General features: G+C 72.3%; 21 protein-coding genes. 8 read left to right on the forward strand and 13 right to left on the reverse strand.

Going from position 1 to position 19,788, the window contains the following annotated elements; translation table 11 throughout:
- The first annotated feature begins 54 nt into the window (after nt 1–54).
- Genes F6W97_RS35195 through F6W97_RS35205 form a run of 3 tightly spaced genes read left to right on the forward strand, consistent with a single transcriptional unit; the run spans nt 55 to nt 3,106 of the window.
- Nucleotides 55–1,200 carry a Gfo/Idh/MocA family protein gene (locus tag F6W97_RS35195; RefSeq protein WP_155374885.1) on the forward strand — a complete coding sequence of 382 codons (1,146 nt, stop codon included), beginning with the start codon at nt 55–57 and terminating at the stop codon, nt 1,198–1,200.
- Nucleotides 1,197–2,300, forward strand: a complete 1,104-nt coding sequence (locus F6W97_RS35200; protein WP_155374886.1) for a dihydrodipicolinate synthase family protein — start codon at nt 1,197–1,199, stop codon at nt 2,298–2,300. The genes F6W97_RS35195 and F6W97_RS35200 overlap by 4 nt, the downstream gene beginning before the upstream one ends.
- Nucleotides 2,297–3,106 (forward strand): sugar phosphate isomerase/epimerase family protein, encoded by an 810-nt coding sequence (locus F6W97_RS35205; protein WP_155374887.1) that lies wholly within the window; start codon nt 2,297–2,299, stop codon nt 3,104–3,106. The genes F6W97_RS35200 and F6W97_RS35205 overlap by 4 nt, the downstream gene beginning before the upstream one ends.
- Nucleotides 3,107–3,185: 79 nt before the next feature.
- Here F6W97_RS35205 and F6W97_RS35210 read toward each other — a convergent pair whose 3' ends face one another.
- The 8 genes from F6W97_RS35210 to F6W97_RS35245 all read right to left on the reverse strand — a co-directional run bounded on the left by F6W97_RS35210 (nt 3,186) and on the right by F6W97_RS35245 (nt 9,707).
- Nucleotides 3,186–4,094, reverse strand: a complete 909-nt coding sequence (locus F6W97_RS35210; protein ID WP_196279463.1) for a hypothetical protein — start codon at nt 4,092–4,094, stop codon at nt 3,186–3,188.
- A gap of 57 nt (nt 4,095–4,151) precedes the next feature.
- Nucleotides 4,152–4,505: a hypothetical protein gene (locus F6W97_RS35215; RefSeq protein WP_155374889.1), complete on the reverse strand. Its 354-nt coding sequence runs from the start codon at nt 4,503–4,505 to the stop codon at nt 4,152–4,154.
- Complete coding sequence (locus tag F6W97_RS35220) at nt 4,502–4,855, reverse strand: cytidine deaminase (protein ID WP_155374890.1); 354 nt, start codon at nt 4,853–4,855, stop codon at nt 4,502–4,504. Before F6W97_RS35220 ends, F6W97_RS35215 begins: the two co-directional genes overlap by 4 nt.
- Complete coding sequence (locus F6W97_RS35225; protein WP_330165002.1) at nt 4,848–6,164, reverse strand: hemolysin family protein; 1,317 nt, start codon at nt 6,162–6,164, stop codon at nt 4,848–4,850. Before F6W97_RS35225 ends, F6W97_RS35220 begins: the two co-directional genes overlap by 8 nt.
- 55 nt (nt 6,165–6,219) lie before the next feature.
- Nucleotides 6,220–6,771, reverse strand: coding sequence for an rRNA maturation RNase YbeY (gene ybeY, locus F6W97_RS35230; RefSeq protein ID WP_155374892.1), 552 nt, complete (start codon nt 6,769–6,771; stop codon nt 6,220–6,222).
- A 16-nt stretch (nt 6,772–6,787) separates the two neighbouring features.
- Nucleotides 6,788–7,831: a PhoH family protein gene (locus tag F6W97_RS35235; RefSeq protein ID WP_155374893.1), complete on the reverse strand. Its 1,044-nt coding sequence runs from the start codon at nt 7,829–7,831 to the stop codon at nt 6,788–6,790.
- Nucleotides 7,832–7,966: 135 nt separating this feature from the next.
- Complete coding sequence (locus F6W97_RS35240) at nt 7,967–9,343, reverse strand: serine hydrolase domain-containing protein (RefSeq protein WP_155374894.1); 1,377 nt, start codon at nt 9,341–9,343, stop codon at nt 7,967–7,969.
- Between the two features lie 10 nt (nt 9,344–9,353).
- Nucleotides 9,354–9,707, reverse strand: coding sequence for a histidine triad nucleotide-binding protein (locus F6W97_RS35245; RefSeq protein WP_155374895.1), 354 nt, complete (start codon nt 9,705–9,707; stop codon nt 9,354–9,356).
- 24 nt (nt 9,708–9,731) lie between these two features.
- Between F6W97_RS35245 and F6W97_RS35250 the strand changes: the two genes are divergently transcribed.
- A complete protein-coding gene (locus F6W97_RS35250) occupies nt 9,732–10,496 on the forward strand; it encodes an SDR family NAD(P)-dependent oxidoreductase (protein ID WP_155374896.1) in 765 nt (254 codons plus the stop codon).
- A 359-nt stretch (nt 10,497–10,855) separates the two neighbouring features.
- Here F6W97_RS35250 and F6W97_RS35255 read toward each other — a convergent pair whose 3' ends face one another.
- The 3 genes from F6W97_RS35255 to hrcA all read right to left on the reverse strand — a co-directional run bounded on the left by F6W97_RS35255 (nt 10,856) and on the right by hrcA (nt 13,880).
- The gene (locus F6W97_RS35255) at nt 10,856–11,590 is read right to left on the reverse strand and encodes a 16S rRNA (uracil(1498)-N(3))-methyltransferase (protein WP_155374897.1); all 735 of its coding nucleotides are present in this window, start codon (nt 11,588–11,590) and stop codon (nt 10,856–10,858) included.
- A 94-nt stretch (nt 11,591–11,684) separates the two neighbouring features.
- Nucleotides 11,685–12,815 carry a molecular chaperone DnaJ gene (gene dnaJ / locus F6W97_RS35260; protein ID WP_155374898.1) on the reverse strand — a complete coding sequence of 377 codons (1,131 nt, stop codon included), beginning with the start codon at nt 12,813–12,815 and terminating at the stop codon, nt 11,685–11,687.
- A gap of 42 nt (nt 12,816–12,857) precedes the next feature.
- Entirely contained in the window at nt 12,858–13,880 is a 1,023-nt protein-coding gene (gene hrcA / locus F6W97_RS35265) for a heat-inducible transcriptional repressor HrcA (protein ID WP_155374899.1), read from the reverse strand.
- Between the two features lie 230 nt (nt 13,881–14,110).
- Between hrcA and F6W97_RS35270 the strand changes: the two genes are divergently transcribed.
- On the forward strand, nt 14,111–14,611 hold the full coding sequence (locus tag F6W97_RS35270; RefSeq protein ID WP_155374900.1) for a DUF4870 domain-containing protein: 501 nt from the start codon (nt 14,111–14,113) through the stop codon (nt 14,609–14,611).
- Between the two features lie 6 nt (nt 14,612–14,617).
- Here F6W97_RS35270 and hemW read toward each other — a convergent pair whose 3' ends face one another.
- Nucleotides 14,618–15,832, reverse strand: a complete 1,215-nt coding sequence (hemW, locus tag F6W97_RS35275; protein ID WP_155374901.1) for a radical SAM family heme chaperone HemW — start codon at nt 15,830–15,832, stop codon at nt 14,618–14,620.
- A gap of 17 nt (nt 15,833–15,849) precedes the next feature.
- On the opposite strand from hemW, the gene F6W97_RS35280 reads away from it, so the two are divergent.
- The 3 genes from F6W97_RS35280 to F6W97_RS35290 all read left to right on the forward strand — a co-directional run bounded on the left by F6W97_RS35280 (nt 15,850) and on the right by F6W97_RS35290 (nt 18,735).
- The gene (locus tag F6W97_RS35280; protein WP_155374902.1) at nt 15,850–16,668 is read left to right on the forward strand and encodes an enoyl-CoA hydratase-related protein; all 819 of its coding nucleotides are present in this window, start codon (nt 15,850–15,852) and stop codon (nt 16,666–16,668) included.
- Between the two features lie 91 nt (nt 16,669–16,759).
- The gene (locus F6W97_RS35285) at nt 16,760–17,635 is read left to right on the forward strand and encodes a hypothetical protein (protein ID WP_155374903.1); all 876 of its coding nucleotides are present in this window, start codon (nt 16,760–16,762) and stop codon (nt 17,633–17,635) included.
- Between the two features lie 173 nt (nt 17,636–17,808).
- The gene (locus F6W97_RS35290; protein WP_155374904.1) at nt 17,809–18,735 is read left to right on the forward strand and encodes a phytanoyl-CoA dioxygenase family protein; all 927 of its coding nucleotides are present in this window, start codon (nt 17,809–17,811) and stop codon (nt 18,733–18,735) included.
- Nucleotides 18,736–18,810: 75 nt separating this feature from the next.
- Here F6W97_RS35290 and F6W97_RS35295 read toward each other — a convergent pair whose 3' ends face one another.
- The gene (locus F6W97_RS35295; RefSeq protein WP_155374905.1) at nt 18,811–19,710 is read right to left on the reverse strand and encodes a hypothetical protein; all 900 of its coding nucleotides are present in this window, start codon (nt 19,708–19,710) and stop codon (nt 18,811–18,813) included.
- Nucleotides 19,711–19,788: the final 78 nt, after the last annotated feature.

Here is a 19,788-nt window from a genome sequence, read left to right on the forward strand (position 1 = left end):
CGATCCCGACAGGTCGTGCCCGCGTCACGACCTGCCAGACCGAGAGGTACGAGCATGGACCGCAGAACTGTCGGCATCGTCATGAACGGTGTCACCGGCCGGATGGGTTACCGCCAGCACCTGGTGCGGTCCATTCTCGCCATCCGCGAGCAGGGCGGCCTCACCCTCGCCGACGGCACCGTGGTGTGGCCGGAGCCGGTGCTCGTCGGCCGCAACGCCGCGAAGCTGGAGCAGCTCGCCGAACTGCACGGGCTCACCCGCTACACCACCGACCTGGCCGCGGCCCTGGCCGACGAGAGCAACGAGATCTACTTCGACGCGCAGGTGACCACTGCCCGCGTCGCCGCGCTGCGCCAGGCCATCGCCGCCGGCAAGCACATCTACACGGAGAAGCCGACCGCCGAGTCGCTGGCCGACGCCGTCGCGCTGGCCGACGAGGCGCAGGCCGCGGGCATCAAGCACGGCGTGGTCGCTGACAAGCTCTACCTGCCGGGCCTGCTGAAGCTGCGCCGCCTGGTCGAGTCTGGCTTCTTCGGCCGCATCCTGTCGGTGCGCGTCGAGTTCGGCTACTGGGTGTTCGAGGGAGACTGGCAGGCCGCGCAGCGTCCGAGCTGGAACTACCGGTCCGAGGACGGCGGCGGCATCATCCTGGACATGTTCCCGCACTGGCGTTACGTGCTCGACCACGTGATCGCCCCGGTGCGCTCGGTCTACGCGCAGATGTCCACGCACATCCCGCAGCGCTGGGACGAGCAGGGCAAGGCCTACCCGGCCACCGCCGACGACGCCGCCTACGCCGTGCTGGAACTGGAGGGCGGCATCGTCGCCTCGGTCAACAGCTCCTGGACCACCCGCGTCGACCGCACCGAGCTGGTCACCTTCCACGTCGACGGCACCGAGGGCAGCGCCGTGGCCGGCCTGCGCAACTGCCGCATCCAGCACCGCGCCACCACCCCGAAGCCGGTGTGGAACCCGGACCTGCCGGTCAGCCACGACTTCCGCGACCAGTGGAGCGAGCTGCCGGAGAACGACACCTACGACAACGGCTTCAAGCGGCAGTGGGAGGAGTTCCTGGCGTACGTGGTCGCCGACGCGCCGTACGGCCACGACCTCTACGCGGGCGCCCGCGGCGTGCAGCTGGCCGAGCTGGGCCTGCAGTCCGCCCGCGAGGGCCGCAAGATCCTGGTGGGCGACCTGTGAGCGCGCCCGCCGACGAGGCGCACGCCGGCGGAACGGCCGCGCGCAGCCGGGTCTTCTACGCGGCGGCGCACGTCGTCGCCGACCCGGCGGCCGACAACGGGGCGGGCCGCCCCGCGGTCGTCGACTGGGACGCCACCATGAGGTTCCGCCACCACCTGTGGTCGCTGGGCCTGGGCATCGCCGACGCGATGGACACCGCCCAGCGCGGCATGGGCCTGGACTGGGCCGCCACCACCGAGCTGATCCGGCGCAGCGGCGCCGAGGCGAAGTCCGTCGGCGGGCGGCTGGCCTGCGGCGCGGGCACCGACCAGCTCGCCCCCGGCGCGCACAGCCTGGCGGCCATCGAGGCGGCGTACGCCGAGCAGCTCGACGTGGTGCAGGAGGCCGGCGCGAAGGTCATCCTGATGGCCTCCCGCGCGCTGGCCGCGGCCGCCGCGGGGCCGGCCGACTACCACGCCGTCTACGGCAAGCTGCTGGCGCAGGCCGAGCAGCCGGTGATCCTGCACTGGCTGGGCGACATGTTCGACCCGGCGCTCGCCGGCTACTGGGGCGCGGCCGACCTGGACGCGGCGACCGAGAGCGCGCTGGAGCTGATCCACGCCAACGCCGGCAAGATCGACGGCATCAAGGTGTCGCTGCTGGACGAGGCCCGCGAGGTCGCGATCCGGCGGCGGCTGCCCGCCGGCGTACGCCTCTACACCGGCGACGACTTCAACTACCCGCAGCTGATCGCGGGCGACGAGGTCGGCTACTCGGACGCGCTGCTCGGCATCTTCGACGCGATCGCGGTCCCCGCCGCGAAGGCGCTGGAGCTGCTGGACGCGGGCGACACCGCCGGGTTCCGCGCGATCCTCGACCCGACAGTCCCGCTGGCCAAGCACATCTTCGGCGCCCCGACCTACCACTACAAGACCGGCATCGTCTTCCTGGCCTGGCTCAACGGCCACCAGGAGCGCTTCGTCATGGTGGGCGGGCAGGAGCACTCGCGCTCCCGCGACCACCTGCTGGAGCTGCACCGCCTCGCCGGGGAGGCGGGTGTGCTCGACGATCCCGACCTGGCCGCGGACCGGTTGGCGCGATACCTGGACGGCGCTGCATGAGGCTGTCGCTGAACACCGCCACCATCAAGAAGGCGACGCTCGCGCAGGCCGCCCGGCTGTGTGCCGACAACGGCATCACCGGCATCGGACCGTGGCGCGACGTGGTCGAGGCGGCGGGCGGGGCCAAGGCCGCCAAGCGGCTGCTCGACCAGCACGAGCTGACCGTCACCAGCCTGTGCCGGGGCGGCTTCGTCACCACCGGCTCGGCGCAGGCGCTGGAGGACAACCGCCGCGCCATCGAGGAGGCTGCCGAGCTCGGCACGTCCGAACTCGTGCTGGTCGTCGGCGGGCTGGCCGAGGGCTCCAAGGACCTGCCCGCGGCCCGCGCCAACGTGGCCCGCGCCCTGGAGCAGCTCGTGCCGTATGCGAGCGGCCACGGCGTACGCCTGGCGATCGAACCGCTGCACCCGATGTTCTGCGCCGACCGCGCGGTCGTCTCCACCCTCGGCCAGGCCCTGCACCTGGCCGAGCCGTTCGCCCCGCACGAGGTCGGCGTCGTGGTCGACACCTACCACGTGTGGTGGGACCCGCAGCTGTTCACCCAGATCACCCGGGCCGCGGGCCGCATCTCGGCGTACCAGGTCTGCGACTGGGTCGTCCCGCTGCCCGCGGACATGCTCCTGGGCCGCGGCCACGTCGGCGACGGCCACATCGACTTCGCCCCGATCACCGACGCGGTGCTCCGCGCCGGCTACACCGGCCATGTCGAGGTCGAGATCTTCAACCAGGCGATCTGGGACACGGATCCGGCGGAGACCGTCAAAACCGTCGTCGACCGCCACCTCACCCACCTCGGCCCGGTCTAAGGCGAAGGAAGGGCACCTTCACATCGCTATGCGTTGTAGAAGGTGCCCTTCCTATCGCTGGCGTCCTGGGGTGGCGTTCCTATCGCCGGGCGGGCGGCCGGTCGCGGAGTTCCGACGCGGCCAGGGCCGCGGCCATCCGTACCCGCTGCGGCACAGCCTTGCGCACCAGGCGGTGGTGGCGTGCCGCGGCGGCGAGCAGCAGGGCGGCGAACAGCACCCCGGCCACGCCCGCGCAGCAGCTCGCGACCAGCTCGTTGTTGACGCCCCAGGCGGCCTCGGGCGGCACTGCGGCGTCCCGCCACCACGGCGCGAACAGCACCGGAACCGAGATCAGCGGCTGCGGCAGCAGCAGGAGCAAGCTGCCGCAGAGCAGCGCCGCCGCGTACGGGACGGTCCGGCGCAGCGCGCCCGCCAGCCACCAGCCCGGCAGCAGCCCGAGCAGGAAACCGCCGAGCGAACACCACCAGACCCGCGCGGGCTCGGCCCGGATGACCCGCACCACCAGCGACGGCCCGGCGATGTCGTTGTACCAGCTGTCGTAGTCCTCCTCGACCGACAGATGCCACCCGTCGCGGTGGGCGACGACCGTCGCCTCCCGCTCCGCGACCTGCCAGCCGGCGGCGGCCAGGTTCCGCCGTGCCGCGGCGAGAGCCGTGCCGTCCTCGGCCGGCAGCGGGAACGACACCGCCACCGCGCCGGGCTGGTAGCGCTCGTCCGTGCCGACCAGCTCGACCGGAAACCCCGGGTCGTCGTCGAGGTCGTACTCGTAGCCGAAGACCTCGTCGGCGCGCTTGATGCCGCCGACGCCGATCCCGGGCGCAGCCTGACCGGCCAGCTCGACCGCGACGTGGTCCGGCGGCAGCGCGGGCGCGCCGAGCCAGCCCGCCCACGCGCCGACCTGCACGCCCATCGACCCGATCGTCAGCGCCGCCCACAGCGCCAGCATGTATCCACCGGCTCGCCTCAGCCGCCCCCGCAGACCTGTCACGAGCGGCAACGCTAGACGATCATGGCCGAGCGCAGATCAGCCGAACAGGTGCCGGACTCAGGCCACGCCGGGCACGGCCTGCACGCCGCGGGCGATCTCGTCCGGGCGCGGCGGCCAGTCGCGGTGCGGCAGCCCGCTGACCCGCCAGGCGACCTTCGCGGTCAGGTACAGCCCGGCCAATGGGAACAGCCACCACAGCCCGTCCCGCCACCGGTAGGAGGCGAACGGCGCCAGCAGGCCCAGGGCCACCATCGGGAACAGCGGGCTGAGCAGGTCCGTCACCGGGCCCCGGCCGAACATGGGCTCGTACACCGCGTGCTTGAGCGCGAAGAAACTCCCGGCCACCACCGCGACCAGGACGGCAGTCAGCGCCCCCCGGACCACCGGGTGTCGGCGGCGCGGCGCGTTCACGCCGTGCCGGCCGCGGCGATGCTGCCGTCGGGGGTCGCCAGGTACACCGGGATGCCGGTGGTCACGTCGCGTACGGCGGCCAGGTCCTGCCCGTCGACCATCGACGCCTCGGTCACCACCAGCGCCGCCTCCAGCGTGCTCGCGCCCGCCGCGACCGCCGAGGCCACCGCGAGCCGCAGCGCCGACACCGAGAACGACGGCAGGCTGATGCTGACCCCGGTGTACGTGCGCCCGTCGCCGTCGCGCACCGCGGCCCCCTCGATGGCGCCGATCCGGGCGCGGGCCGAGCGGGCCATGGTGAGCAGCTTGCGGTCCTCGGCGGAGACGGTGTCGGCGGAGACGTCAGACATCTGCCATGTGCCTTTCGGAAGGGGTGGTCTCGTCGGCGGGTTCCTCGCGCTTGACCAGCACCGTGTCGATGTGGTTGCGGCGGCCGGTGGTGCCCTCGGCGACCAGGGTCAGCCCGCCCACGGACACCCGCGCGCCGGGGATCGGCACCCGGCCCAGCGCCTGGGCGAGCAGCCCGGCGACGGTCTCGACCTCGTCGGCGGGCAGCTCGACGTCGAACAGCTCGCCGAGGTCCTCGATCGGCAGCCGCCCGGTCACCCGCACCGCGCCGTCCGCCAGCCGCTCGACCGGGGGCCGCTCGACGTCGTACTCGTCGGTGATCTCGCCGACGATCTCCTCGAGGATGTCCTCGATGGTGATCAGGCCGGCGGTGCCGCCGTACTCGTCGATGACGATGGCGAGGTGGGTGCGGGCGGCCTGCATCTCCGACAGCAGGTCGTCGACGGGCTTGAACTCCGGCACGAACGCCGCCACCCGCATCAGGTGCTCGACCGGCGTCTCCGCGCCGCCCTCCTGCACCTGGCGGGCCATGTCCTTGAGGTACACCACGCCGAGCACGTCGTCGACGGACTCGCCGATGACCGGCACCCGGGAGAAGCCCGAGCGCAGGGCCAGCGCGAGCGCCTGCTCGGCGGTCTTGCTCGACTCGACCCACACCATCTCGGTACGCGGCACCATGACCTCGCGGGCGATGGTGTCGCCCAGCGCGAACACGGAGTGGATCATCTCGCGCTCGCCGTGCTCCACGACGCCGCGCTGCTCGGCGAGGTCGACCAACTCGCGCAGCTCCACCTGGGTGCTGGCGAACGGCCCCTCGCGGAAGCCCTTGCCCGGGGTGACCGCGTTGCCGATGATGATCAGCAGGCTGGCCAGCGGGCCGAGCACCCGGCCCAGCCAGCGCAGCACGGGGGCGGTGTACCGGCCCACCTCGTACGCGTGCTGGCGCCCTATCGTGCGCGGGGCCACGCCCACCACCACGAAGCTGATCACGCTCATCGCGCCGGCGGTGACCAGCGCGGCCGTCCAGCCGGGCCCGAACGTGTCCACGGCGACCAGCGCCACCAGCGTGGTGGCGGTCAGCTCGCAGAGCAGCCGCAACAGCAGCAGCAGGTTGATGTGGCGCACCGCGTCGGCCGCCACCGCCTGCAGCGCTGCCGCGCCGCGTAGCCCTTCACGGTTCAGTTCCGCCGCGCGGGCGGGAGAGATCACGGCGAGGGCTGATTCGGTCATCGCGAACAGCCCCGCCAGCACCACCAGACCGGCCGCCGACCACAGCAGCGGCGCGTCGGGCAGACTGCCCAGCTCGGTCACCGCACTGCCCCGCCGGGACGTGCCGTCAGCGGAGCCGGGACGGTATGGGCAGGTTTCACGATCCGCTCGCCCCGCCCGCTGCCCGAGCCTGCCAGCTGTCCAGGAGTTTGCCCTGCAGGGCGAACATCTCCCGCTCCTCCTCCGGCTCGGCGTGGTCATAGCCGAGCAGATGCAGCACGCCGTGGATGGTGAGCATGCTCAGCTCGTCCGTGGTGCCGTAGTCACCGTGCAGCCCGGGGGCGGGCGCCTCCGGCACGCTATCACCGGTGCGCATGCGCGGATCCGCGGAGCCGTACCGCGCCGCCTGCGACGCCGCCACCTCCGGGCACAGCACGATGTCGCCGAGCAGCGACGGCTGCCCGCCGGAGGACTCCGACGGGCCGTGGTCGATCGTGTCCTCGTCCATCGGGAAGGCCAGCACGTCGGTGGGGCCGTCCTTGTCCATCCAGCGGTGGTTCAGCTCCGCCATGTAGTCGGAGTCGACCAGCAGCACCGACAGCTCGGCGAGCGGGTTGACCCCCATCTGGACCAGGGCGTGCCGGGCGACGGCGACGATGTTGTCGGCGTCGACGTCGAACCCGGACTCGTTGGCGATCTCGATAGACACTCTTTATCCCTAGTCGTCAGCGGCGTCGCCCCGTGCCGCGCCGCGGCACAGGGTGAACGTTCGCCGGCAGCGTCTCACGCTGCTGGTTCTCGTCCCACTTTTCGTATGCGTCAACGATCTCGCCGACCAGCCGGTGCCGCACCACGTCGGCGCTGGTGAGCCGGGAGAAGTGAATGTCTTCCAGCCCGTCCAGGATCTCCTGCACGACCCGCAGGCCGCTGCGCTGGTCACCGGGCAGGTCGACCTGCGTCACGTCACCGGTGACGACGACCTTGCTGTTGAAGCCGAGCCGGGTCAGGAACATCTTCATCTGCTCGGGCGTGGTGTTCTGGGCCTCGTCCAGGATGATGAAGGCGTCGTTGAGGGTCCGGCCGCGCATGTACGCCAGCGGAGCCACCTCGATCGTGCCCTGCGTCATCAGCCGCGGGATCGACTCGGGGTCCATCATGTCGTGCAGCGCGTCGTAGAGCGGGCGCAGGTACGGGTCGATCTTCTCGTTGAGCGTGCCGGGCAGGAAGCCCAGCCGCTCGCCCGCCTCGACGGCCGGCCGGGTCAGCACGATCCGGGTGACCTCCTTGGCCTGCAGCGCCTGGACCGCCTTGGCCATCGCCAGGTAGGTCTTGCCGGTGCCGGCGGGCCCGATGCCGAAGACGATCGTGTTCGCGTCGATCGCGTCCACGTACTTCTTCTGGCCGAGGGTCTTGGGACGGATGGTGCGCCCGCGACGGGAGAGGATGTTGAGGGTCAGCACCTCGGCGGGGCGTTCGGTGGTGCCCTCATCGGTCAGCATGCCGACGGTGCGTCGGACGGCGTCCTCGGTCAGCGTCTCGCCCTTCTCGATAAGCTCCAGCAGCTCACCGAAGACGCGCTCGGCAAGCGCGTTCTCGGCCGCCGGGCCGGTGATGGTGATCTCGTTGCCCCGGACCAGGATGTCGCTGGACAGGGCCTTCTCGATGAGCTTGAGCACGCGGTCGCCGGTGCCCAGCAACTGGACCATGACACTCGGGTCAGGCACGGTGAGTTTTGTCTGCACCGCGTTCGAAGAGGAACCAACGCTCATAAGTCGGCCGACGGCCTACCGCACCCGCTCTCTGCTCTCACCGGACCGGCTCAGGTCGCCGCCCGCTGCACCCATCGTAGTCGCGAATCCCACCATCGCCGCCAGTGGTTATGACGGCGTGGTGGGTACGCCGGCTCAGGGATTGCTCACCCAGACCCCGTCGAAGGTCTCCTGGCGGCGGGTGAACCGGTAGGTCGCCCAGTGCATCCGGACCACCTCGCCCGAGGCGTCACGGGTCAGCCGCAGCCGCTCGCCCACCTCCCGGCCCGAGACGGTACGCAGCACATCCGGCTCGCCGGGCAGGGCCGCGAAGACCGCCGGCGGCGCGTCGACCGGGTCGTCCGCGCCCCGGCCGGTCAGCACCCCGTCGGCCCAGCGGAACACGTACTCGTAGCCCTCGCCCCACCAGCGGCCCAGCACGCTGCGCAGGTGTTCGGGGGCGGGCTCGCCCGGGGCCCACGGCGCGACGTCGACCGGGTCGGCGGCCAGCGACTCCTCGATGAGCTGGTGCGGCAGGTCGATGATCGCCGAGGCGGTGCCCGAGGAGGCGAGCACGGCTGCGGCCATACCCCCGGGGTTGCCGGGGCCGCCGTGGCGGCCGCACGCCGCGGCCAGGAAGCCGGGCATCGCGCCGTTGTGGCCCACGTGCAGCACGCGGCCCTCGCGGGGCCACAGCATCAGGCCCAGGCCGACGCCCGAACCCCAGATCGTCTCGTTGCGCGGTGTCAGCGGCCAGCGCGCCTCGGCGAGGGTGGCCGGGGCCAGCACCGCGCCGTCGGGGTCCACCGAGGCCGGGTCAGTCAGGAAGGCCGCCCAGCGGGCCTGGTCGGCAGCCGTGCTCCACAGCTGCGCGGCCGGGCCGACCGCGCCGAAGTCGGTCGGCGGCTCCGGCCGGGCGTGGTCGGAGTACTCGTCGACCAGGTAGCCGGTCGCGGCGTGGGCGGGCGCGCCGTAGGTGGTGGCGGACAGGCCCAGCGGGCGGCAGATCCGCTCGTCGACCAGGTCCCACCAGTCGCCGCCGAGCCGCCGCGTGGCCAGGTGGCCCAGCAGCGCGAAGCCCAGGTTCGAGTAGTGGAAGCGGCGCGACGGCGGGTGGATCGCCTCGGTGCGGGCGAGGTCGTCGAGCAGGCCCGGCAGGTCCGGCGGGGTCAGCGTGTCCCAGACGTCGCCGACCGGCTCCCGCTGCAGGCCCGCGGTGTGCGACAGCAGCCGCCGGATGGTCAGCCCGCCGTGCGCGGGCACCGTCAGGTGCGCGTCCAGCGGATCATCCAGGTCCAGCAGGCCCGCGTCGCGGCACTGCAGCACCAGCACCGCGGTGAAGGTCTTCGTGATCGACCCGATCCGGAACGGCGTGTCCGCGTCCAGGGGCGCGCCGGGGTTGCCGGACCCGCCCACCTGGAAGGTCCACAACGGACGGTCGTCGCGGCGCAGCGCCACGCTGAGGGCGGGCACCCGGGACTCGGCCTGTACGGCGCGGACCAGGCGTTCGAGAGTGCGGTTCAGGTCTGCCACGGCGGCGAGACTACCCGGTGAGGTCGCCGTCCATGTCGACGCCGCCGAGCACGTGCGCGTGCGCGTGGAACACGGTCTGCCCCACCGACGCGCCGGTATTGAAGATCACCCGGAAGCCCTCGCCGACCACACCCTCGGCGGTGGCCACGTCGGCGACGGTGGCCAGCACCTCGCCGGCCAGCGCCGTATCGCCCGCGGCCAGCGTCGCGACGTCGGCGTAGTGCTCCTTGGGGATCACCAGCACGTGAGTGGGGGCCTTCGGCGCGATGTCCCGGAACGCGAGGGTGCGCTCGGTCTCGGCGACCACCGTCGCGGGGATCTCCCCCGCCACGATGCGGCAGAACAGGCAGTCGGCAATGGTCACGAGACAGATCGTAGGCTCAACCGTATGCCTGAGCCACGAGCGGTATTGGTGACCGGAGCGTCGCGCGGCGTCGGCCGGGCCGTGGCGGCCGCGTTCGCCGCCCGCGGTGACCGGGTCGCGATCCACCACCGCGACTCCGCCGACCTCGCCGCCTCGCTGCGGGCCTCGCTGCCGGGCGAAGGGCATGCGGTGGTACAGGCGGACCTGGCCGACCCCGACGCCGTCGCCGCGATGGTCGACGCCGCCGCCGAGGCGCTGGGCGGGCTCGACGTGCTGGTCAACAACGCCGGACAGGCCTACCCGCACCCGATCACCGGGGTCTCCTACGCCGAGTGGCAGGAGCTGTGGGCGCGCACGCTCGCGGTGAACCTGACCGGCCCGGCGAACGTCACCTGGTGCGCCGTCCGGCACATGCTGCGCCGGCCGCCCGGCTCGCCGCCGGCCCGGATCGTCAACGTGGGCTCCCGCGGGGCCTACCGCGGCGAACCCGGTCAGCCCGCGTACGGCGCAGCCAAGGCCGGCCTGCACGCCATGGGACAGTCGCTGGCCGTCGCGCTGGCCCCGTACCGCATCGCCGTCGCCACCGTCGCTCCCGGCTACGTCCTGGAGGACGAGACCAACGCCTCCTACAAGGTCCCACGCGGCGCCGAACACGCCGCCCAGAGCCCGTTCGGCCGGGTCGCCCGCCCCGACGAGATCGCCGCCGCCGTCCTCTGGCTCGCCGATCCCGCCGCCGAATGGGCCTCCGGCGCCGTCCTGGACCTCAACGGCGCCTCCCACCTCCGCTGACCACCCTCCCCCGCCACCTCCCCTCCTTGCCGCAACTCTTAAAAAGTCGCGGCCTCAGCCCCCGCGCGAGCCCGCAACTCCTTCACAGTCGCGACCCGGCCCAGTGACCCGGCCCAGCGGCCGGGGCCCGGCGGCCGGGGGCCAGCGGACCGGCGCGCCGGGACCTGACGCCCTCACCGCGCCGGACGGGCCGTGCGCCAACGGGTGCCGGAGCCGGGTGCCGTTGGCTTCGCCGGGGAGCGCCTAGGTCGCCGGGGAGCGCCTAGATCGCTGTTTCGTGCCACCTTGTGTGGTCTGACCTGACATATCGACACGAAACAGCGATCTTGCGCGCGCCGGACGGGCGGCGGGGGCGAAGGTCACCAGCGGTGCAGGCGGGTGGCGAGAACGCTGAGGGCGGCTACGCCGGCCGTAGACGTGCGCAGCACGTTGTCACCAAGGCGCACCGCGACCGCACCGGCCGCGGTGAACGTCTTCAGCTCGGCGTCGTCGATGCCGCCCTCAGGGCCGACGACCAGCACGATCTCCCCGGACGACGGCAGGTCGACGAGCGAGAGCCGTTCGGTCGCCTCCTCGTGCAGCACGTACGCGGCAGAGGCGGCGGAAAGGCGCTGGGCGAGCTGCTTCGTGGACAGGTCGGGGTCACCTCCGACCACGGGCAGCCAGGTGCGGCGGGCCTGTTTGGCGGCTTCGCGGGCGACGGCCGCCCACTTCTCACGGGACTTCGCGCCCCGGTCGCCGCGCCACTGGGCGACGCTGCGGGCCGCGGCCCAGGGCAGGATCTCGTCGACGCCGACCTCGGTCATCGCCTGTACGGCCAGCTCGCCCCGGTCGCCCTTGGCGATGCCCTGGGCGACGGTCAGCCGCGGGTCGGGCGCGTCGGCGTACCGCCGATCGGTGACGGTGACGTCGAGCGTGCCCTTGCCGACGGCCTTGACCACCGCGGACGCCACGCCGCCCCGCCCGTCGGCGAGCAGCAGCGCCTCGCCCACCCGCAGCCGCTGCACGGTCGCGGCATGGTGGCCCTCCGCCCCGCCGAGGGTGAACAGGCCCACTCCGGGCAGGTCGTCGACGAGGAACAGCGGCGCGCTCACGGCAGACACCCTCCACTGGTGATCATGAACTTATGGCACCGACACACCGTCGACCCGTGCCATAAGTTCATGATCAACGCTCGAAGCACAACCCTCAGTGGCCGTTGAAGGCGTCGCGGACTCGGGAGAAGAAGCCGCCCTGCTTGGAGAGTTCGGCTACCTCCTCGCCGCGGAGGCGGGCGAAATCGCGGAGCATGCGCTCCTGCTCGCCGTCCAGGCGGGTGGGGGTGCGGACGTCGAGGTGCACGAAGAGGTCGCCGCGGCCGGTGCCACGCAGGTGCGGGACGCCCTTGCCGCGGATGCGCAGGGTCGAGTTCGGCTGGGTGCCGGGCTTGACCTCGAGCTGCTCCTCGGAGTCGAGGGTCTTGATGGTCAGGCGGGTGCCGAGGGCGGCGGCGGTCATCGGGACCGTGACCTTGCAGTGCAGGTCGTCGCCCTTGCGCGCGTACACGTCGTGGGCCCGCTCGTGGATCTCCACGTACAGGTCGCCGGACGGGCCGCCGCCGGGGCCGACCTCGCCCTGGTTGGCCAGCCGGATGCGCATGCCGTCCTCGACACCGGCCGGGATCTTCACGGTCAGGCTGCGCCGGGTGCGCACGCGGCCGTCGCCGGCGCAGGTCGGGCACGGGTGCGGCAGCGTGGTGCCGAAGCCCTGGCAGGCGTTGCAGGGACGTGACGAGACGACCTGGCCCAGGAAGGTGCGCTGCACCGACTGCACCTCGCCGCGCCCGCCACAGGTGTCACAGGTCTGCGGGTGGGTGCCCGCCGCCGTGCCCGCGCCGGAGCAGGTCGTGCACAGCACCGCGGTGTCCACGGTGATCGGCGCCTCGACGCCGAACGCGGTCTCGAACAGGTCGAGGTCCAGCCGCAGGATCGCGTCGGCGCCCGGCCGGGTACGCGGGCGCGGGCCGCGCGAGCCGCTGCCGCCGAAGAAGGCGTCCATGATGTCCTGGAAGCCCACGAACGGGCCGCCGCCGGGACCGCCCGGACCCGCGCCGCCTCCGCCCGGCGCGAGCGGATCCCCGCCCAGGTCGACCATCCGACGCTTCTGGTCGTCGGACAGGACCTCGTACGCGTTGTTGATGTCCTTGAACTTCTCCGACGCGGCCGGGTCCGGATTGACGTCCGGGTGGTACTGGCGGGCGAGCTTGCGGTAAGCCCGCTTGATGTCGTCGGCGTCGGCGTCCTTGGGAACGCCGAGAATGCCGTAGTAGTCCTTGGCCACGCTGTCCTCAAGCCTCGTTCAGCAACAACAGGAAATTCGGAATCAATGTCCCAGCATCTCGCCGACGTAACGCGCGACGGCGCGAACGGTGGCGATGGTGCCGGGATAGTCCATGCGGGTCGGGCCGACGATGCCCATCCCGCCCACCACGGTCGCGCCCGGGCCGTAGCCCGTGCTGACCACCGAGGTCGCCCGCAGGTCGACGACCTCGTTCTCGTCGCCGATCCGCACCCGGGCCGCGCCCGACTTCACCTCGTCGAAGAGCTTGAGCAGGATGACCTCCTCCTCCAGCGCCTCCAGGATGGGCCGCAGCGCGCCGGTGGTCAGGTCCAGCGGACCCATCCGGGCCAGGTTCGACGTGCCGGCCAGCGCGAGGCGCTCCTCGTGCCGCTCGACCAGGGTCTCCAGCAGGACGCTGACCAGCGTGCTCATGGTTGCCTTCGCCTGCGGCTCGGCCCGCTCGACCAGGCCCTGCACCAGCGGCGGGGTGTCCACCAGCTTCACGCCGACCAGGGTCGCGTTGAGGGTCCGGCGCAGCTCGGTGATCTCGTCGACCTCGACGGGGCCGGGCAGCTCGACGACCCGCTGCTCCACCCGCCCGGTGTCGGTGATCATGACGAGCAGCAGCCGGGTGGTGGAGACCGGGACCAGTTCCAGATGGCGTACGGAGGAGCGGGTCAGGCTCGGGTACTGCACGACGGCGACCTGGCGGGTCAGCTGCGCCAGCAGCCGCACCGTGCGGTGCACGACGTCGTCGAGGTCGACCGCGCCGTTGAGGAAGCGCTCGATCGCCCGGCGCTCGGCCGGGGAGAGCGGCTTGACCCGCGACAGCCGGTCGACGAACAGCCGGTAGCCGCGGTCGGTGGGCACCCGGCCGGCCGACGTGTGCGGCTGGCGGATGTAGCCCTCCTCCTCGAGGACGGCCATGTCGTTGCGCACGGTAGCCGGCGACACGCCCAGGGCGTGCCGTTCGACCAGCGCCTTGCTGCCCACCGGCTCCTGCGTCGCGACGTAGTCCTCGACGATGGCACGCAGCACTTCGAGCTTCCGGTCATCCAGACCCATACGCACCTCCCCGGCTGGCACTCGTCGTGAGTGAGTGCCAGTCTACGTGGGCCGTCACCCGGACGGCATAGGCGTGGTGACCGGGTAGACACCGGACCGCATCAGGCACCCGGCGCAGACATCGGCAAAGTGGACGGCAGGCAAACTCGGGCGTTCGGCTAGCACAGTGTCGCCTATCGGTCACGGGTGTTGACTGGCGCCGATTGATCCACAGACCTAGCCTGGCGGGCATGAGTGAACCCACCCCGCCCGGCTCCTCGGAGCCGCCGGTTCCTTCGGCCCCCTCCTACGAGCCGCCGGCCCCGGCAGCGCCGCCGTCGGCCCCCGCGTCGCCCCCGCCGTCCGCCCCCGGCGGCTACACCCCGCCGCCCGCCGTGGGCGGTGCCGCCCCGGTCGGCTACGCCAACCCGGACGACAAGACCTGGGCCCTGATCGCGCACTTCGGTGGCGCCATCACCTGGTTCGTCGCTCCGCTGGTCGCGCTGCTGGTCAAGGGCAACGAGTCCCCCACGGTCAAGGCGCACGCGACCGCCGCCCTGAACTTCCAGATCCTGTGGGGCGTCATCAGCATCGTCAGCATCTGCGTAGGCAGCTGCCTGGCCTGGCTGGTCCTCCCCCTCGTGCTGTTCTTCGTGCCGCTGTTCCCGCTCGTCATGGGCGTGCTGGCCGGTGTCAAGGCCAACAACGGCGAGCTGCCGAAGTACCCGCTGACCATGAACCTGATCAAGTAAGTCGGTTCACCAGGCCAGCAGGGAGTGGACCACCGCGTCCGCGAGGAGACGGCCGCGCAGCGTCAGCGCCGCGCGGCCGTCCGCGTACGCGGAGGGCTCCAGCAGCCCGTCGGCCAGCGCCTGGCCCGCCGCGGCGCGTCCGGCCGGGTCCAGCACCTCCAGCGGCAACCCCTCGCTCAGACGAAGCCGCAGCAGCACGTCCTCGGTGTGGCGCTGCTCGTCGGTCAGCACCTCCCGGCCCAGACCCGGGGACAGGCCCTCGGCCAGCCGGGCCGCGTACTTCGCCGGGTGCTTGACGTTCCACCAGCGCACGCCGCCGACATGGCTGTGCGCGCCGGGGCCCAGGCCCCACCAGTCGCCGCCGCGCCAGTAGAGCAGGTTGTGCGCGCACCGGGCCGCCTCGTCGGCCGCCCAGTTGGAGACCTCGTACCAGCCCAGCCCGGCGGCGGACAGCGCCGCCTCCGCCGCCAGGTAGCGGTCGGCGGCCACGTCGTCGTCCGGGGACGCCAGCTCCCCGCGCCGGATCCGGGCCGACAGGCGGGTGCCGTCCTCGACGATCAGGGCGTACGCGCTGACGTGGTCCACGCCCGCGCCGACCACCGCGGCCAGCGAGGCGGCGAAGTCGTCCTCGGTCTCCCCCGGCGTCCCGTAGATCAAATCCAGGTTGACGTGCTCGAACCCGGCCTCACGCGCCTCGATCGCGGCGGCCGGGGCACGCCCGGCGGTGTGCTTGCGGTCCAGGATGCGCAGTACCCCGGGCGCGGCCGACTGCATGCCCAGCGAGATCCGGGTGAACCCGGCCCGGCGCAGCTCACGCAGCGAGGCGGGGTCCACCGACTCGGGGTTGGCCTCGGTGGTGACCTCCGCGCCGGCGGCCAGGCCCCAGGTGCGGTCGACCGCTTCCAGCATCCGGCCGAGCTGGGCCGGCTTCAGCAAGGTGGGCGTGCCGCCGCCGACGAAGACGGTGTCCACCCGCGGCGGGGCGGGCAGCACCTTCGCGGCCAGCGCCAGCTCGGCCAGCACCGCCTCGACGTAGCCGTCGGTGTCCGCGCCGCCCAGCTCCGAGGCGGTGTAGGTGTTGAAGTCGCAGTAGCCGCAGCGGCTGGCGCAGAACGGCACGTGCAGGTACACGCCGAAGCCGCGCCCGCCGACGTCGGCCAGCGCGGAGTCGGGAAGAGTGCCGTCGTCGGGGACGGGTTCACCGTCGGGAAGCTGGGCCACGGCTCTAGTCTGCCCTCATGTCCTCACCTGACTCCCACCTCGTCCGGGTCACCCACGCCCGCGGCGTAACGACGATCACCCTCGACAGCCCGCACAACCGCAACGCGCTGTCGCACCGGCTGATGACCGAGCTGCTGGCGGCGCTGGCCGAGGCGAACGCCGACGACCGGGTGCGGGTGATCGTGCTGGACCACACCGGGCCGGTCTTCTGCTCGGGAGCCGACCTCGCCGAGACCGCCGCGGCGGCCAAGTCGGGGCAGATGCCGGCCGCGCTGCTGGGTGACGTGCTGGGCGCGGTGGCCCGCTCGGCCAAGCCCGTGGTGGCCGTGGTGCGGGGACCGGCGCGGGCGGGTGGCCTGGGCCTGATCGCCGCGGCCGACCTCGCCGTGTGCACGGCGGCGGCCACGTTCGCCTTCACCGAGGTGCGGCTGGGCGTGGTGCCCGCGCTGATCTCCGCCACGGTGCTGCCGCGGCTGGCCCCGCGCGCCGCCGCGGAGCTTTACCTGACCGGCGACGTCTTCGACGGCCCGCGCGCCGCCGCGATCGGCCTGGTCACCGCGACCGCGCCGGACGACGACGTGGACGCGGTCGTCGCGCGCTGGTGCGCCAGCCTGGTCCGGGGCGCGCCCGCCTCGCTGGCGACCACCAAGCAGCTGCTGCGCCGCCGCCCGGAGCCGGAACTGGACGCCGAGCTGGCGCACCTGTCGGAGATCTCGCTGCGCTTCTTCGGCTCCGCGGAAGGCCGAGAGGGAGTCGCCGCATTCCGGGAGAAACGGGATGCGGTATGGGTTCCCCGCGCCGACGACGACGGTGCCGCGGCGGCGGCCACGCCGTAGGGTGGGTTGAACGAGCCTGCGGGGGCGGGCGTCGTCGCGGCACCACGTCCGGGACGACGCCCGCCCCCGCATCGACGTCGAGGAGGCCGCCGTGAAAGGCAGGCAAACGCTGCCCGTCCTGGTGATCCTCGTCGTGGTGTGCGGCGTCGGCGGTCTCCTCGCCCGCCAGCAGCTCGACGGCGAGATCGAGCTGCCGATCGAGCTCCCCCGGCTCGGCGCGCCCGAATGCGTGGCCCGCGCCGACGGCGAGGTGCGCCTCGACCCGGAGCAGATGGCCAACGCCGCGACCATCGCCGCCGTCGGCATCAGCCGCAACGTGCCCGACCGCGCGGTGATCGTCGCGCTGGCCACCGCCCTGCAGGAATCGAAGCTACGCAACCTGGAGCATCTCGGCGACGGCAACGACCACGACTCGCTCGGCCTGTTCCAGCAGCGCCCCAGCCAGGGCTGGGGCACCGCGAAGCAGATCATGGACCCCCGGCACGCGGCCCGGCGCTTCTACATCAGCCTGACCAAGGTCAAGGGGTGGCAGAAGATGCGGGTCACCGAGGCCGCCCAGCGGGTACAGCGCTCGGCCTACCCCGAGGCGTACGAGAAGTGGGCCGAGGAAGCCACCGTGCTCGCCAAGGCGCTGACCGGGCAGCAGGCCGGCGCTGTGACCTGCGACACGTACGGCGACGACGCCCCGAACGACGCCGCGACGGCCAAGGTGCTGGCCGACCGGATGAAGGCCGACTTCGGCACGAAGGCCAAGGGCGTCACCACCGAGGGCGCCGCGCTGCGCATACCGGCTGCGAACAGCAAGGCGGGCTGGCAGTTCGCGCACTGGCTGGTGGCCCAGGCCCCGCTCACCGGGGTGACCCGGGTGACCTTCACCGACCAGCAGTGGTCCGCTGGTGACAAGGCGTGGTCGCCCGCCGAGAAAGTGGCCGAACAGGTGGTGGCCGAGGCCGTCGCGGGCGGGTGACCCTGGTGGCAGGCCGGTCTGACGAGCCCCGCGCGACGACGTCACTCGGGAACGCGAGTTAGTATCGGCACTCGTTCGCGAAGGTTGCTCATCCCGGCACGCCACCCCCCAAGTCGCGCGCCCCGATCCTGCCTTCGACTGTGCCCAAGTCTGGAAGGACGCAAGGGGAGGACATGACCATCACCTCTCAGGAGCCGGCGACGGACTACGCGCCGCTCACCGACGCCGAGCGCAAGGAATTCCACGAGAACGGGTACAAGCACCTCCCCGGTGTCGTCAGCCCCGAGATCGTGGCCGAACTCCAGGCCGAGGCCGACCGCCTGTACGTGGAGAACAAGGACACCGGTCACATCGACAAGACCGGGTCGCTCCACCTGCTCGGCGCGGTCAGCCACAGCTCTGCCTTCGCCCGGATGCTCGACTACTCCCCGACCTTCCGCTGGGTCTGGGGTCTGGCCGGCTGGAACATCTACTCCCAGCACAACCACCTCGACGTCAACCCGCCGTACGAGGAGGGCGAGACCCCTCGCTGGGAGTGGCACCAGGACGGCTGGCGGCAGAACTCCGACGCGGAGTACTACGCGCCGTTCTACGGCGACGTCCCGCGCCCGATGCTGTCGATCAAGGTCGCCATCGTGCTCAGCGACATCTCGGAGCCGGGCCGGGGGCAGACCCTGTGCATCCCCGGTTCGCACCTGAACAACCACATGTACCGGCCGACCGACCCGGCGGAGATCGCCAAGGGTCCGGAGGGCGCGGTGCCGTGGCTGGCCAAGCCGGGTGACGCGTTCATCTTCGACCGGCGCCTGTGGCACTCGCGCTCGCGCAACCGCTCGGACGTGACGCGCAAGATGCTCTTCATGAGCTACACCTACCGCTGGATCCGCCCGGTCGACGACATGCCGATCGACCGCGAGTCCGCGTGGTACGCCGGCCTGACCCCGGTGCAGCGCCAGCTCATCGGCGAGTCGTTCGGCAACCTGAAGGTGCAGAACATGTGGGGCGTCGGCGAGGGCGGCTGGATCGACGACACGATCCCGCTGCGTGCCGAGCTCAAGGAGCGCGGCCTGCTGGACCGCAACGTTCCCTGGCTGCGCTGAGCAGGAACTGAACAGAGCAAAGCAGTGGGGCCGGGCCGCATCACGCGGCCCGGCCCCACTGTCTGTGACGGGCGATCAGTCCAGGATCTTCTGCCCGCCGGTGACGCACTGGCCGGCGACGAACGCCGGGCTGCCGATCGGCAGCGCGGGCCCGAGCTGGCCGATCAGGCCGGACGCCGCACAGGTCTGCAGCGGCAGGATGTCGAGCACCTGGTTGCTGAGCAGCGGGATCACCGCCGCGTCGTCGCGCTTCTGGATGGTGCTGTTGCTGTTGTAGCAGTCGCCGAGCACCGTCGTAGGCGACCGGACCGCCACCGGCACTCCCACGATCGCGGCGGTGGAGCCGCAGACCTGGACCGCGGCGGCGTTGACCACGGAGCCGCTGAGCAGGGAGACCACGCTGCGCGGGGCCTTCTGCGCGCCCTCCTTGGGCTCGGCGATGAGCGTGTTGGCGTTGAAGCAGTCGCCCACCACGGTGGCGGGCGAGCTGATCGCGGCGGTGACACCGGCGATCGCCGCGTTGGAGCCGCAGATCTGGATCGGCAGCGCGTTGACCGACGTGTCGTCCAGGATCGAGATGATGCCCGGCACCTGGTTCTGCCGGATCAGCACGTTGCCGTTGGCGCAGTCACCCAACACGGTGTTCGGAGAGGTGACTGCCGCCGATACCCCGGCGACCTGGGACGAGGAAGAGCCACACGTCTGCCACGCGGCGGCGGTCAGGGCGGTGCCGTTGGCGATCGAGATCAGCGGCTGACGCACATCCGCCTGCGGACCGCGGGCGACCGCGTCCACCGCGGCGCGCGCCTGTCCGGTTGCCTGATTGATCGCCGCCTGCTTCAAGGTGGTCGCGGCGGTCCTGACGGGATCCGCGTGCGCCGGTCCGGCCGCGGGTGCGGCGGTCGCCGCCGAACCCATCACCGCCACCGTAGCGAGCGCTCCGGCCGCGACGACCCCGGCCTTGCCTATCTGCATCGTCACTCCTTGTAGGATTTCTGCCGCCGGCGCCCGAGTAGCAGACACACGGCAGCGCGGCATGAGTTGTCGTTGGCG

The sequence above is a fragment of the Catellatospora vulcania genome, from assembly GCF_009720385.1.
Classification (GTDB): domain Bacteria; phylum Actinomycetota; class Actinomycetes; order Mycobacteriales; family Micromonosporaceae; genus Catellatospora; species Catellatospora vulcania.

Bases quoted from the DNA above. Each gene is read 5' to 3' on its own strand.
- F6W97_RS35195 (WP_155374885.1), top strand. From the start codon at position 55: ATGGACCGCAGAACTGTCGGCATCGTCATGAACGGTGTCACCGGCCGG.
- F6W97_RS35205 (WP_155374887.1), top strand. From the start codon at position 2,297: ATGAGGCTGTCGCTGAACACCGCCACCATCAAGAAGGCGACGCTCGCG.
- F6W97_RS35220 (WP_155374890.1), bottom strand. From the start codon at position 4,855: ATGTCTGACGTCTCCGCCGACACCGTCTCCGCCGAGGACCGCAAGCTG.
- F6W97_RS35235 (WP_155374893.1), bottom strand. From the start codon at position 7,831: ATGAGCGTTGGTTCCTCTTCGAACGCGGTGCAGACAAAACTCACCGTG.
- F6W97_RS35250 (WP_155374896.1), top strand. From the start codon at position 9,732: ATGCCTGAGCCACGAGCGGTATTGGTGACCGGAGCGTCGCGCGGCGTC.
- hrcA (WP_155374899.1), bottom strand. From the start codon at position 13,880: ATGGGTCTGGATGACCGGAAGCTCGAAGTGCTGCGTGCCATCGTCGAG.
- F6W97_RS35270 (WP_155374900.1), top strand. From the start codon at position 14,111: ATGAGTGAACCCACCCCGCCCGGCTCCTCGGAGCCGCCGGTTCCTTCG.
- F6W97_RS35280 (WP_155374902.1), top strand. From the start codon at position 15,850: ATGTCCTCACCTGACTCCCACCTCGTCCGGGTCACCCACGCCCGCGGC.
- F6W97_RS35290 (WP_155374904.1), top strand. From the start codon at position 17,809: ATGACCATCACCTCTCAGGAGCCGGCGACGGACTACGCGCCGCTCACC.
- F6W97_RS35295 (WP_155374905.1), bottom strand. From the start codon at position 19,710: ATGCAGATAGGCAAGGCCGGGGTCGTCGCGGCCGGAGCGCTCGCTACG.